This window comes from Streptomyces sp. NPDC090088, assembly GCF_044747345.1.
Taxonomy (GTDB): Bacteria; Actinomycetota; Actinomycetes; order Streptomycetales; family Streptomycetaceae; genus Streptomyces.
The window spans coordinates 109,356-121,769 of the sequence record NZ_JBIVDZ010000013.1; the positions used below are offsets into that span (position 1 = coordinate 109,356).

Genomic DNA, 12,414 nt, shown 5'->3' on the forward strand with positions numbered 1-12,414 from the left:
CCGCGCCCCTTCGGGGCGCTACCGAACCGGGGAGATACCGAACCGGGGCGCGTTGGTGCTCAGGGGGTGGTGGGGCCGGGCTCTGTCTGGTCCTTGAGGAAGGTGCTGACCTGGTGGGCGAGGCTGCCCGGGGTGGCGCTCTGGCAGGTGGTGGCGGTGGTCGATTCCAGGACTCCGATGCCGCCGGCCCACAGGCGGCGGTCGGTCCACTCCTCGTCGACGCGCAGCTGGATCTGGATGTCGACCTGGGTGAGGGCGGCCTCCGGGCCGGCGGCGTAGAGGACGGCGGTGGCCCGGCGCAGCGGGTAGACGTCGAAGCCCTCGATGAACTGGGAGTTGCGCCAGTCGATGAAGGCGCCCTCGCCGTCGGGGCCGAGGCGGACGTCGACCTGGCCGTCCTCCAGCTGGACGCTGTAGTGGCCGGAGCCGCGGTTCTCGATGGTCACGCGAGCACTGAAGTAGGTGAGCCCGGCCGCGGCGTCGTCCCGGCCGCGCGGCGGCTCGGCCTCCTCCAGGCGGTGGACGCGGACCCGCAGACCGGCATGCTCGTCGTACTCGTGCCAGTCCCCGACCACGTTCGGCTCGTACACAGTGCCCCTCTCGACCCCCGCTGTTTATCTGTGCGCCGAGCGCACTGTCAAATGAGTGGAATGCGCTGTGGCCAGGGGATTCGCCCGCTTTGATCGCTGATCAAGCGTTGCGCAGCGGTTATCCCTCCCGGGGCCTCCGGGGCGGGAGGGAGCCGCGTGCCGCACATCACGTCGGTGCCGTCCCGCCCTCGGCGGGATCAGCGGGCCAGACGGCCGAGCAACGAGGAGGCCGCGGTGATGCCGAGGGCGGCGGCGACCGCCAGCACCGCGAAGTCGAGGCCGAGATGCGCGGGCGTGCCGAGCAACAGGCCGCGCAGGGCGTCGACCTGGTAGCTCAGAGGGTTGACCTTGCTGACCACCTGCAGCCAGCCGGGCATGATCGCCACGGGGTAGAGGGCGTTGGAGGCGAAGAACAGCGGCATGGTGATCGCCTGCCCGATGCCCATCAGCCGGTCGCGGCTGAGGACGATGCCCGCGATGCTCATCGACAGGCAGGAGAAGAAGGCGGAGGCGAGCACGACGGCCAGCCCCACGCCGAGCAGCTTCAGCGGGTTCCAGGTGAGGGAGACCCCGAGGACCGCGGCGATGACGATCACCACGACGGCCTGGATCAGGGACTTCACCCCGGCCGCGAAGGCCTTGCCGGTGATGAGGGCGGAGCGCGGGGTCGGGGTGACGAGGAGTTTGTTGAGGACGCCGGCGTCGCGCTCCCAGATGATCTGGATGCCGTAGAAGATGGCGATGAACATCGCGGACTGGGCGATGATGCCGGGCGCCAGGTAGTCGATGTAGGGGATGCCGCCGGTGGGTATCGCCCTGATCCGGGTGAAGGTCTGGCCGAAGATCAGCAGCCAGAGGGCGGGCTGGATCGCCCGGGTGTAGAGCTCGGTGCGGTCGTGGCGGAGCTTCTGGAGTTCCACGGCGCACATGGCGACGACCCGGGCGGGCAGCAGCCGCCAGCCGGAGCGCGGCTGCGGCGGGGTCAGCAGCAGGGACACCGGTCCGGTGCGCTCAGCCGACGCGGTGCGCGGTGCGGCGGGTGCTTCGGACATCGCGGAAACCTCCTGACTGCTCGTCGAGGCCGCTGCCGGCCACGTCGCGGAAGACGTCTTCGAGGGTGGGCAGGGTCTCGGCGCCCTGGCGTTCGGCGAGGCCCTGCCGGAGCTCGGTGGGGGTGCCGAGGGCGCGGATGCGGCCGCGGTGCATCAGGCCGACCCGGTGGCAGTGCTGGTCGGCCTCGTCCATGTAGTGGGTGGTGACCAGGACGGTCATACCGGTGGCTTCGCGTACGGCGTTGATCTGGTCCCACACGCTGGTGCGGGCGATCGGGTCGAGGCCGATGGTGGGCTCGTCGAGGATCAGCAGCCGGGGCGCGCTGACCAGCGCCTGGGCCAGTTCGAGGCGGCGGATCATGCCGCCGGAGTAGGTGCCGGCGAGCCGGTCCGCGGCGTCGGTGAGGTCGACGGCCGCAAGGGCCTGCGCGACCCGTTCGGCGCGTTCGCGCCGGGAGACGTCGAAGACGCGGGCGAACAGGGCGACGTTCTCGCGTCCGGTGAGCCCGCTGTCGGCGGACAGCTGCTGCGGGACGTAGCCGAGCAGCCGGCGGACGGCCATCCGTTCCCGGCCGGAGTCGTGGCCGAAGACGCGGACCATGCCGGCGGGGACGGGGAGCAGGGTGGTGATGCAGCGGATGGCGGTGGTCTTGCCGGCGCCGTTGGGGCCGAGCAGTCCGAAGACCTCGCCCTCGCCGACGGTCAGGTCGAGCCCGTCCACGGCCCGGGTCTCCCCGAAGGAGTAGGCAAGACCGGTGCAGTCGACGGCGGGGGTGTCCGGCGTCATGATTCCTCAGCCTCCTCGTGCAGGGCGACGGCCAGTCTGCGCAGTGCGGGAAGCGCCGCTCTCAGCGCTTCCCGATCGGCCTCGTCGAGCCGGGAGACCTGGCCGGCGACGAGTTCGGAGCGGCGCCGGCGCCAGTCGGCGAGGCGCTGGGCGGCGGAGTCGGTCAGCAGCAGCCGGGCGGCCCGCCGGTCGGCCGGGTCGGTCTCCCGGAGCAGGTATCCGTCCTTGACCAGCTGGTTGACCAGCGTCGACACCGAGTTGCCCGCCAGGTAGAGCTCCTTGGCCGCGTCCGAGATGCCGATCCCGGGCCGCGATTCGACCAGGCGCAGCAGCTCCACCTCGGCGCCGCGCAGCCGGGGCAACGGGCGCCCGCGCCGCAGCCGGCGGCGGATCAGCCGCTGGATGCCGACCAGCGCGTCGGCCAGTTCTTCCGGAAAGGTCTCCGATTCCACACCCCGAATATTACCTCTGCTACAGAGGTATCGCCCCCAAGGGAGGGTCAAGGAGCGATGCGCGGACGGACCGGATGGGCGGACCAAATGAGACGCATCTCACCTTTTCGAGTGAATTGTTTCGCTATGTCCGTCCCGGGGCATCCGGAGGGCAGTGCTTCGGACCGGAGGCACCTGCGTGGGAGCCGGCTTCCGCCGGTCGCCCCGTGTCCTCCCCAGGGTCCGAGCGCGTTCCTCCCACGGTGTCCGTCCACCAGCACCCGCTGAGGGAGGTGCGCGCCCATGGGTGCCACCTGCAAACCCACGTCCCATCCGCACGACGACGCTCCGGACACGGCCGAGGACTTCGCCCGGCTGGCCGGGCTGCCCGAGGGTCCGCGGCGCCGGGCGCTGCGGGACGAGCTGGTCGAGCTCTGGCTGCCCATGGCCGAGCGGATCGCCATCCGCTTCCGCGGCCGTGGCGAGACCCTGGAGGATCTCTACCAGGTCGCCGCGCTGGGACTGGTGAAGGCCGTCGACCGCTACGACCCGGCCCGCGGTCGCGCCTTCGAGGCGTACGCCGTGCCGACGATCACCGGTGAGATCAAGCGCCACTTCCGGGACCACATGTGGACCCTGCACGTCCCCCGCCGGGTCCAGGAGCTGCGCAACCGGGTCCGGGCCGCCCTGAAGGAACTGGGCCAGACGACCCCGGGCCGCACGGCCACCGTCGCCGAGATCGCCGAGCGGGCCCAGCTCACCGAGAGCGAGGTGCGGACCGGCATGGAGGCCCTGGACTGCTTCTCGGCACTGTCCCTGGACGCCGAGGTGCCCGGCGGCGAGGGCTACGCGCTCTGCGACACCCTCGGCGACACCGACCCCGGTTACGACCTGGTCGTCGACCGCACCGCCGTCCGGCCCTGTCTCGCGGGCCTGCCCGAGCGCGACCGGCTCATCCTCTATCTGCGGTTCTTCCGCGGTATGACGCAGAGCCGCATCGCCGAGCAGCTGGGCATCTCGCAGATGCATGTGTCCCGGCTGCTCGGCACCTGTTTCGACCGGCTGCGCGAGGAGCTGCTGGCCGAGGCCGGCTGAGGCTCACCCGACGGGCGGCGCGCCGGGGATCTGGGTGGGTCCGTAGCGCTCCAGCGCCTCCCCCAGCTCCGTGCGGATCTCGTCCGGCATGTCCCCGGTGCGCCCCCAGACCAGGATCAGCTCCGCGACGTTGCGCAGCTTGATGTTGGTGTGCTGGGAGACCTCCTTGAGCACCTCCCAGCCCGCGTCGGGCGTGACCCGGCCGAGCGCGACCACCATGCCGATGGCCTGGTCCACCACGGCATGGGAGGCGACGGCTTCCTTGAGCTGGTCGACCTCGTCCTGGAGGTGGAGGATCCGGTCCGGCTCGCTCTCGCCCATCCCCCCATCGTGTCACTCGAATGGCCTCCCGCCACCGGGGTACTCGCCAGGCGTTCCTGCCGCTTCCGGTTGGAGACTGGTGTCAGGCCGGTCCCCCGCGCCGGCCCCGACACCAGGACGCGAGTGCCATGAACAACGACACGCCTCCCCCCGGTCCCGTGCCCAAGAAGCGAGAGGTCGTCTCCACGCACTCGGTCTTCGGGGCTCCGTGCTGGGTGAGCCTGACCAGCCGCGACCTCCAGACGACCGAGGAGTTCTACAGCGCAGTGCTCGGCTGGCGATGGCGCAGCGTCCGGCTCGGGGACCACTTCCGGATCGCGCTGGCGGACGGGGTGCCGGTGGCGGGCATCGCCGCGGTCGCCTCGATGTGGCAGATGGCGGTGGCCTGGACGCCGTACTTCGCCGTCCAGGACGCGGACGAGGCCGTCGCCCGGGCCCGCGAGCGCGGCGGTACCCCGGCGGTGGGTCCGCTCTCCTTCCCGCCCGGCCGGGCGGCACTGATCGCCGACCGGGACGGCGCCGTCTTCGGTATCTGGGAGGGTGAGCTGGTCTCGAACTGGGAGATCTGGCGCCGGGCCGCCCCGACCTTCATCCGGCTGCACACCCGCAACGCCTTCGACTCGGCGATCTTCTACGGCGAGGTGCTCGGCTGGGCCTCCGACCGGCGGGGCTGCTGCGAGGTCGAGTACGAGGGCGGCGAGGTCGTGCTGCGCAGCCGCGGTGACGCCGTGGCGCGGATCGACTCCGGCGCGGTGGAGGCGGCCCCCGATCCGTCGGTACGGCCGCACTGGCAGATCCACTTCGCGGTCACCGACATCGAGGAGTGCGCCCGCACGGCCGAGAAGCACGGTGGCAGCGTCCTGAGCGAGAAGGACACGGAGGCGATCCTGCGCGACCCGGACGGGGCGCAGTTCACGGTGATGACGCGCCCGGTTGGCTAGGCGGTCGGGGTCCGGGGCGTCCGGCCGCGAGGCGGCGGAGGGCGCCCTGCCGGACCCCGCGTCGGCGGCATCGGACCCCGCCGTCTGCCGCACGATCCGCCGGACGGCCCCTGGTTCCCGCTACTTCCCGCCCTCCTCGCGGGACGGCCGGGTCAGCACCACCAGGCTGCGGGCCTCGACGCGCAGGCGGGTGCCCGCCTTGTGTTCGCGTTCGTCGGGGATGCCGTCCGGGTCGGCGGTGTCGATGAGGGTCGTCCAGCGGTCGCCGTAGGAGTCGTCGGGGAGCCGGAAGTCGACCGGTTCCCAGTGACTGTTCAGGAGCAGCAGGAACGAGTCGTCGATCAGGCGCCGCCCGTAGGGGTCGCGTTCGGCGATGGCGTCGCCGTTGAGGAAGACGCCGACCGAGTGGGCATCGGGGCGCTGCCAGTCCCGGTCGGTCATCTCACGGGCGTCGGGCAGCAGCCAGACCAGGTCGGGCAGTGGCTGCCCGGGGTGCACGGCGGTCTCGCCGCGGAAGAACCGGCTCCGGCGCAGCACGGGATGGGCGGCGCGCAGTGCGATGACGTACCGGGTGAAGTCCGTGAGGGTCCGCTGTTCCCCGGTCAGCTCCCAGTCGGTCCAGGAGACCTCGTTGTCCTGGCAGTAGGCGTTGTTGTTGCCGCGCTGGGTGCGGCCGAGTTCGTCGCCGTGGCCGAGCATCGGGATGCCCTGCGAGAGCAGCAGCGTGGCGAGGAAGTTGCGCTGCTGGCGGGCCCGGAGTTCGAGGACGCCGGGGTCGGTGGTCTCGCCCTCGGCCCCGCAGTTCCAGGACCGGTTGTGGCTCTCGCCGTCCCGGTTGCCCTCGCCGTTGGCCTGGTTGTGCTTGTCGTTGTACGACACCAGGTCGCGCAGGGTGAAGCCGTCGTGCGCGGTGACGAAGTTGACGCTCGCCCGCGGCAGCCGCCTGCTGTGCTGGTACAGGTCGGAGGAGCCGGTCAGCCGGGAGGCGAACTCGCCGAGCGAACCCGGCTCGGCCCGCCAGAAGTCCCGTACGGCGTCCCGGTACTTGCCGTTCCACTCCGACCACAGCGGCGGGAAGTTGCCGACCTGGTAGCCGCCCTCCCCCACGTCCCAGGGTTCGGCGATGAGCTTGACCCGGCTGATCACCGGGTCCTGCTGGATCAGGTCGAAGAACGCCGAGAGCCGGTCCACCTCGTGGAACTGCCGCGCCAGCGTGGCCGCGAGGTCGAAGCGGAAGCCGTCGACATGCATCTCGGTCACCCAGTACCGCAGCGAGTCCATGATCAGCTGGAGTACGTGGGGGTGCCGCATCAGCAGGCTGTTCCCGGTGCCGGTGGTGTCGTAGTAGTGCGCCCAGTCGCCGTCGACGAGGCGGTAGTACGACGCGTTGTCGATCCCCCGGAAGGACAGCGTGGGCCCCATCTCGTTGCCCTCGGCGGTGTGGTTGTAGACCACGTCGAGGATGACTTCGAGGCCCGCCGCGTGCAGCGCCTTCACCATCGCCTTGAACTCGTTGACCTGCTGGCCCCGGGTGCCGAAGGCGCCGTAGGCGTTGTGCGGGGCGAAGAAGCCGATGGTGTTGTAGCCCCAGTAGTTGGACAGGCCCCGGTCCTGCAGCACCCCGTCCTGCACGAACTGGTGGACCGGCATCAGCTCGACCGCCGTGACGCCCAGCGAGGTCAGGTGGTCCAGGACGGCCGGGTGCGCGAGGCCGGCATAGCTGCCCCTGAGCCGTTCGGGTACCTCCGGATGGGTGGCGGTGAGGCCGCGGACATGCGCCTCGTAGATCACCGAGTCGGCGTACGGCCGCCGGGGCGGGCGGTCGTCGCCCCAGTCGAAGTACGGATCGGTGACCACGCCGAGCATGGAGTGCCCCGCGCTGTCGCCCGGTGACGGCCCGCCGGGGGTGCGCTCGTAGAGGGAGGCGTGGTTGTCGATCTGGCCGTCGACCGCCCGGGCGTACGGGTCCAGGAGCAGCTTCGCGGGATTGCAGCGGTGGCCGAGGGACGGGTCCCAGGGGCCGGTCACCCGGTAGCCGTAGCGCTGCCCGGGACCGATCCCGGGCAGATAGGCGTGCCAGACGAAGCCGTCGGCCTCGTTCAGCGGCACCGGCCGCTGGGTCCCGGCGTCGTTCACCAGGACCAGTTCGACGTGCTCGGCGACCTCGCTGAACAGGGCGAAGTTGGTGCCCTGCCCGTCGAAGGAGGCGCCCAACGGGTAGGGGTGCCCGCTCCACACGGGCACCCCTTTCCGGGATTTCCTCGCCGTCACCGGGCGCCCTCCAGGACGCCGTCGGCGGCCGCGGCCAATCGGGCGACGGGCTCGGTGCGGGGCACCCGGAGCGTGCGGCGCAGGCGCGGCTCCGGTCCGGTCGGGACCAGCGGGACGCGCTCGCCGGACCGGGCCCGCTGCGAGAACCAGATGATCTTGCTGCCGGTGTCCGAGGCACAGCAGCCCCAGCCGTCGCTCATGGCGGCGATGTGCGCCAGACACGAGCGCAGGTCCTGGTCCGGACGGAGATCGCGGTCGTCGTCGCCGATCGCGGTGATGAGGTGCTGGCCGTTCCACCACATCTCGATGGACGTGTGCTTGTCCGTGGCGTGCTGATCGATGGCGCGCAGCAGCAGTTCCGCGCCGCCGCAGACCGGGTCCACGAGGTTGTCGAGGTCCCAGTAGCGGAGATGTGCGGCCAGTATGCGGCTGACCTGTCCCACCCGTTCCGGGCTGACCTCCACGTCGAGGTGGTAGTAGCAGGGCACTGCGGTCTTCATTGTCGCTAGCTCCTCACCCGCGAAACTCCCGCTCCCCCACCCCCTCCGGAAATCGGTTCCGGACGCGCAGCGTGAGCACTGATCGCTCCTGAGTCACCTTCACTGTGGAGGCGCTACGCCATTCGTGCAACACGAGAGCCGCACGGGGTGGTTGAAGATCCAACAAGACGCTCGGTCATCGGACATGCACCATGAGTGAAAGCCTCGATTCGCCGTAACGGCTCCGTGCCTCTCCGTGCCCGGACGCTCCCCCGAACATCGGGGACACGTGCCCACTCGAGAGCGTCGGAAGGAAAGACACGGCCATGCTGCTACCCGCGAAGGCCGAGGTGGCCCGGCAGCTGCGGCGCTACCGGGCGTGGGAGCGCGTCATGCTCGCCTCGCCGCACGACCGCGAGGTGCGGTCCACCTTCGAGGACTCGGGCTACACGCTGTGCGTCCTGATGGGCAAGCGCTGCGCCCGGGAGGCGGTGGACGCGGCCGAGCGCTATCTGCGCACCAGCCTCGTCACCTATGTGCGGGAACAGGCGGAGCGGCCCCAGCTGAGCGGAAAGATCCGGCCGGGCCCGCCCGTGGACCGGCGTTCCGCGCGGCAGTGACACCGCAGGCGGACCCCGCGGGAAGACACCGGTCTTCCGGCGCACTACGGACCGCGGAGCCGGGCCCGGCTCCGCGCACGGCGGAGGTGAGACCCATGAAGACGACGGAGGCCATCGGCCGCGTTCCGGTGCGTGACGTCCGGCCGGCCGTGGAGGGCGGCGGGCGTCCGGCGAAGGCGGTCCCCGGCGAGACCTTCCAGGTCACCGCCACCGTCTTCCGTGAGGGTCATGACGCCGTCGGCGCCGATGTGGTGCTGTGCGACCCCGGGGGCCGCCGCGGTCCCTGGACGCCGATGCGGGAACTGGTCCCGGGCACCGACCGCTGGGGCGCCGAGGTCGCCCCGGACGCGCCGGGCCGCTGGTGGTATCACGTGGAGGCCTGGAGCGCCCCGCTCACCACCTGGCGCAGGCACGCGCAGGTCAAGATCCCGGCGGGCATCGACACCGGCCTGGTCCTGGAGGAGGGGGCCGGGCTGTACGAGCGCGCGGCCGCCGGAGTCCCCGCGGGGCCGGCACGCGAGCGGGTGCTCGCGGCGGCACGGGCCCTCGGCGACGACTCCTCCCCGGTGCACACCCGGCTGGCGAACGCGCTGGCTCCCGAGGTCGACGAGATCCTGGCCCGGTATCCGCTGCGGGAGCTGGTGTCCGCGTCCGAGCCGCTGCCGCTGCTGGTCGAGCGCGAACGGGCCCTGTACGGCTCCTGGTACGAGTTCTTCCCGCGTTCGGAGGGGACACCGGAGCGGCCGCACGGCACGTTCCGGACAGCGGCCCGGCGGCTGAAGCCGATCGCGGACATGGGCTTCGACGTCGTCTACCTGCCCCCGATCCACCCCATCGGGACCACCTTCCGCAAGGGCCCCAACAACACCCTGGAGGCGGGTCCCGAGGACGTCGGCGTGCCCTGGGCGATCGGTTCCCCCGAGGGCGGCCACGACACCGTCCACCCCGGCCTCGGGACGCTGGAGGACTTCCGGTGGTTCGTGGCGGAGGCGGGCCGACACGGACTCGAAGTCGCCCTGGACTTCGCGTTGCAGTGCTCGCCGGACCATCCCTGGGTGGAGAAGCACCCGGAGTGGTTCCACCACCGCCCGGACGGCACCATCGCCTACGCCGAGAACCCGCCGAAGAAGTACCAGGACATCTACCCCATCGCCTTCGACACCGACATGCCGGGCCTGATCGCCGAGACGGTCCGCGTGCTGCGGCACTGGATGTCCTGCGGGGTGCGGATCTTCCGCGTCGACAACCCGCACACCAAACCGGTGGTGTTCTGGGAGCGGGTCATCGCCGAGATCAACACGGCCGACCCGGACGTGATCTTCCTCGCCGAGGCGTTCACCCGCCCCGCGATGATGCGCACCCTCGCCCAGGTCGGCTTCCAGCAGTCGTACACGTACTTCACCTGGCGCAACACCAAGCAGGAACTCACCGAGTACCTCACGGAGCTGTCCGGCGAGTCGGCCGCGTGGATGCGGCCGAACTTCTTCGCGAACACGCCGGACATCCTGCACGCCCACCTCCAGCACGGGGGCCGCCCCGCCTTCGAGGCCCGCGCCGTGCTCGCCGCCACCCTCTCCCCCACCTGGGGCATCTACAGCGGCTACGAACTCTGCGAGAACACCCCCCTGCGTGCGGGCGGCGAGGAGTACCTCGACTCCGAGAAGTACCAGCTCAAACCCCGCGACTGGACACAAGCCGAGACGGCCGGCATCGCCCCGCTCATCACCCGCCTCAACGCCCTCCGCCGCCGCCACCCCGCGCTCCAGCAGCTGCGCAATCTGACCTTCCATCACACGGACAACGACTCCGTCATCGCGTACAGCAAGCGCACCGGGTCGGACACGGTTCTGGTGGTCGTCAACCTCGACCCCCACCACACCCAGGAAGCCACGGTCTCGTTGGACATGCCGCAACTCGGCCTGGACTGGAACTCCGTCCTGTCCGTGCGGGACGAACTGACGGGTGAGGCCTACGCATGGGGCAGGACCAACTATGTGCGCCTCATCCCCGGCCGGACTCCGGCGCATGTGCTCCAGGTAGAGCGACCGACCCCAGCGAACGGAGGACCCAGCGCGTCATGACTGTCAACGACCCCGTCCCGGACACCTTCGAGGACACACCTGCCAAGGACCGGGATCCCGACTGGTTCAAACGCGCCGTCTTCTACGAGGTCCTGGTCCGCTCCTTCCACGACAGCGACGGCGACGGCATCGGCGACCTCAAGGGCCTCACCGCCAAGCTCGACTATCTGCAGTGGCTCGGCGTCGACTGCCTCTGGCTCCCCCCGTTCTTCAAGTCGCCGCTGCGGGACGGTGGTTACGACGTCGCGGACTACACGTCCGTGCTGCCCGAGTTCGGTGACCTCGCCGACTTCGTGGAGTTCGTCGACGCCGCCCACCAGCGCGGCATGCGCGTCATCATCGACTTCGTCGTCAACCACACCAGCGACCAGCACCCGTGGTTCCAGGAGTCCCGCAAGAACCCCGACGGGCCGTACGGCGACTACTACATGTGGGCCGACGACGACAAGCAGTACCAGGACGCGCGGATCATCTTCGTCGACACCGAGGTCTCCAACTGGACCTTCGATCCCGTACGCGGGCAGTACTACTTCCACCGCTTCTTCTCCCACCAGCCGGACCTCAACTACGAGAACCCGGCGGTGCAGGAGGAGGTCCTGGCGGCTCTGCGGTTCTGGCTGGACCTGGGCATCGACGGGTTCCGGCTGGACGCGGTGCCGTATCTGTACGCGGAGGAGGGCACCAACTGCGAGAACCTGCCGCCCACCCATGAGTTCCTGAGGCGGGTCCGCAAGGAGATCGACGCGATGTACCCGGACACCGTGCTGCTGGCCGAGGCGAACCAGTGGCCGGAGGACGTGGTCGACTACTTCGGCGACTACGCCAAGGGCGGGGACGAGTGCCACATGGCGTTCCACTTCCCCGTGATGCCGCGGATCTTCATGGCCGTGCGGAGGGAGTCCCGCTACCCCGTCTCGGAAATCCTCGCCAAGACCCCCGCGATCCCGTCCGGCTGCCAGTGGGGCATCTTCCTGCGCAACCACGACGAGCTGACCCTGGAGATGGTCACCGACGAGGAACGCGACTACATGTGGGCCGAGTACGCCAAGGACCCACGGATGCGCGCCAACATCGGCATCAGGCGGCGCCTGGCCCCCCTCCTCGACAACGACCGCAACCAGATCGAGCTGTTCACCGCGCTCCTGCTCTCGCTCCCCGGCTCGCCGATCCTCTACTACGGCGACGAGATCGGCATGGGCGACAACATCTGGCTCGGCGACCGCGACGCCGTCCGCACCCCCATGCAGTGGACCCCCGACCGCAACGCCGGCTTCTCCACCTGCGACCCGGGGCGGCTGTACCTGCCGACCATCATGGATCCCGTCTACGGCTACCAGGTCACCAACGTCGAGGCGTCCATGTCGTCGCCGTCCTCGCTGCTGCACTGGACCCGCCGCATGATCGAGATCCGCAAGCAGAATCCTGCCTTCGGACTGGGGTCCTATACCGAGCTCCAGTCGTCGAACCCGGCGGTGATCGCGTTCCTGCGGGAGTACGAGGACGATCTCGTCCTGTGCGTGCACAACTTCTCCCGGTTCGCCCAGCCGACGGAGCTCGATCTGCGGATGTACGACGGCCGGCATCCGGTGGAGCTGATCGGCGGTGTGCGCTTCCCCGCGATCGGTGAACTGCCGTATCTGCTCACCCTCGCGGGGCACGGCTTCTACTGGTTCCGGCTCTCCCGGGCCGCCTCCCGCATCGGCAGTCGGAACTGAGCGTGCGGAACCCAGCGTGCCGAGCCGAGGA

Annotated in this window: 12 protein-coding genes; 5 read left to right on the forward strand and 7 right to left on the reverse strand. The window is 70.4% G+C overall.

Going from position 1 to position 12,414, the window contains the following annotated elements:
- Positions 1-59 precede the first annotated feature (59 nt).
- From ACIPSJ_RS46890 to ACIPSJ_RS46905, 4 genes are all read right to left on the reverse strand, one after another.
- On the reverse strand, positions 60-590 hold the full coding sequence (locus ACIPSJ_RS46890) for a hypothetical protein (RefSeq protein ID WP_401355669.1): 531 nt from the start codon (positions 588-590) through the stop codon (positions 60-62).
- A gap of 197 nt (positions 591-787) precedes the next feature.
- Positions 788-1,642 carry an ABC transporter permease gene (locus ACIPSJ_RS46895; protein ID WP_401355672.1) on the reverse strand — a complete coding sequence of 285 codons (855 nt, stop codon included), beginning with the start codon at positions 1,640-1,642 and terminating at the stop codon, positions 788-790.
- Positions 1,602-2,429 (reverse strand): ABC transporter ATP-binding protein, encoded by an 828-nt coding sequence (locus ACIPSJ_RS46900; protein WP_401355674.1) that lies wholly within the window; start codon positions 2,427-2,429, stop codon positions 1,602-1,604. The genes ACIPSJ_RS46895 and ACIPSJ_RS46900 overlap by 41 nt, the downstream gene beginning before the upstream one ends.
- Positions 2,426-2,881 carry a MarR family transcriptional regulator gene (locus tag ACIPSJ_RS46905; RefSeq protein ID WP_355727795.1) on the reverse strand — a complete coding sequence of 152 codons (456 nt, stop codon included), beginning with the start codon at positions 2,879-2,881 and terminating at the stop codon, positions 2,426-2,428. The genes ACIPSJ_RS46900 and ACIPSJ_RS46905 overlap by 4 nt, the downstream gene beginning before the upstream one ends.
- A gap of 282 nt (positions 2,882-3,163) precedes the next feature.
- Between ACIPSJ_RS46905 and ACIPSJ_RS46910 the strand changes: the two genes are divergently transcribed.
- Positions 3,164-3,955, forward strand: a complete 792-nt coding sequence (locus ACIPSJ_RS46910) for an RNA polymerase sigma factor SigF (protein ID WP_401355677.1) — start codon at positions 3,164-3,166, stop codon at positions 3,953-3,955.
- 3 nt (positions 3,956-3,958) lie between these two features.
- On the opposite strand, the gene ACIPSJ_RS46915 is transcribed toward ACIPSJ_RS46910, so the two are convergent.
- Positions 3,959-4,276 carry an ANTAR domain-containing protein gene (locus ACIPSJ_RS46915; protein WP_359223512.1) on the reverse strand — a complete coding sequence of 106 codons (318 nt, stop codon included), beginning with the start codon at positions 4,274-4,276 and terminating at the stop codon, positions 3,959-3,961.
- 128 nt (positions 4,277-4,404) lie between these two features.
- Between ACIPSJ_RS46915 and ACIPSJ_RS46920 the strand changes: the two genes are divergently transcribed.
- Positions 4,405-5,217 (forward strand): VOC family protein, encoded by an 813-nt coding sequence (locus ACIPSJ_RS46920; protein ID WP_359223514.1) that lies wholly within the window; start codon positions 4,405-4,407, stop codon positions 5,215-5,217.
- Between the two features lie 120 nt (positions 5,218-5,337).
- Here ACIPSJ_RS46920 and glgX read toward each other — a convergent pair whose 3' ends face one another.
- On the reverse strand, positions 5,338-7,461 hold the full coding sequence (gene glgX / locus ACIPSJ_RS46925) for a glycogen debranching protein GlgX (protein ID WP_401355680.1): 2,124 nt from the start codon (positions 7,459-7,461) through the stop codon (positions 5,338-5,340).
- A gap of 23 nt (positions 7,462-7,484) precedes the next feature.
- A complete protein-coding gene (locus tag ACIPSJ_RS46930) occupies positions 7,485-7,988 on the reverse strand; it encodes a pep a2 (RefSeq protein WP_393547668.1) in 504 nt (167 codons plus the stop codon).
- Positions 7,989-8,293: 305 nt separating this feature from the next.
- On the opposite strand from ACIPSJ_RS46930, the gene ACIPSJ_RS46935 reads away from it, so the two are divergent.
- The 3 genes from ACIPSJ_RS46935 (at position 8,294) to treS (ending at position 12,383) form a co-directional block, all read left to right on the forward strand.
- Positions 8,294-8,587 carry a DUF5133 domain-containing protein gene (locus tag ACIPSJ_RS46935; RefSeq protein WP_355727786.1) on the forward strand — a complete coding sequence of 98 codons (294 nt, stop codon included), beginning with the start codon at positions 8,294-8,296 and terminating at the stop codon, positions 8,585-8,587.
- A gap of 95 nt (positions 8,588-8,682) precedes the next feature.
- Positions 8,683-10,668, forward strand: a complete 1,986-nt coding sequence (locus ACIPSJ_RS46940) for an alpha-1,4-glucan--maltose-1-phosphate maltosyltransferase (RefSeq protein WP_401355683.1) — start codon at positions 8,683-8,685, stop codon at positions 10,666-10,668.
- Positions 10,665-12,383 (forward strand): maltose alpha-D-glucosyltransferase, encoded by a 1,719-nt coding sequence (gene treS / locus ACIPSJ_RS46945; protein WP_401355685.1) that lies wholly within the window; start codon positions 10,665-10,667, stop codon positions 12,381-12,383. The genes ACIPSJ_RS46940 and treS overlap by 4 nt, the downstream gene beginning before the upstream one ends.
- The last annotated feature ends 31 nt before the right edge of the window (positions 12,384-12,414 follow it).

What these genes read in the sequence shown, in the direction of transcription:
- ACIPSJ_RS46895 (WP_401355672.1), bottom strand. Translation starts at nt 1,642, where the DNA reads ATGTCCGAAGCACCCGCCGCACCGCGCACCGCGTCGGCTGAGCGCACC.
- ACIPSJ_RS46900 (WP_401355674.1), bottom strand. Translation starts at nt 2,429, where the DNA reads ATGACGCCGGACACCCCCGCCGTCGACTGCACCGGTCTTGCCTACTCC.
- ACIPSJ_RS46910 (WP_401355677.1), top strand. Translation starts at nt 3,164, where the DNA reads ATGGGTGCCACCTGCAAACCCACGTCCCATCCGCACGACGACGCTCCG.
- ACIPSJ_RS46915 (WP_359223512.1), bottom strand. Translation starts at nt 4,276, where the DNA reads ATGGGCGAGAGCGAGCCGGACCGGATCCTCCACCTCCAGGACGAGGTC.
- ACIPSJ_RS46920 (WP_359223514.1), top strand. Translation starts at nt 4,405, where the DNA reads ATGAACAACGACACGCCTCCCCCCGGTCCCGTGCCCAAGAAGCGAGAG.
- ACIPSJ_RS46930 (WP_393547668.1), bottom strand. Translation starts at nt 7,988, where the DNA reads ATGAAGACCGCAGTGCCCTGCTACTACCACCTCGACGTGGAGGTCAGC.
- ACIPSJ_RS46935 (WP_355727786.1), top strand. Translation starts at nt 8,294, where the DNA reads ATGCTGCTACCCGCGAAGGCCGAGGTGGCCCGGCAGCTGCGGCGCTAC.
- ACIPSJ_RS46940 (WP_401355683.1), top strand. Translation starts at nt 8,683, where the DNA reads ATGAAGACGACGGAGGCCATCGGCCGCGTTCCGGTGCGTGACGTCCGG.
- treS (WP_401355685.1), top strand. Translation starts at nt 10,665, where the DNA reads ATGACTGTCAACGACCCCGTCCCGGACACCTTCGAGGACACACCTGCC.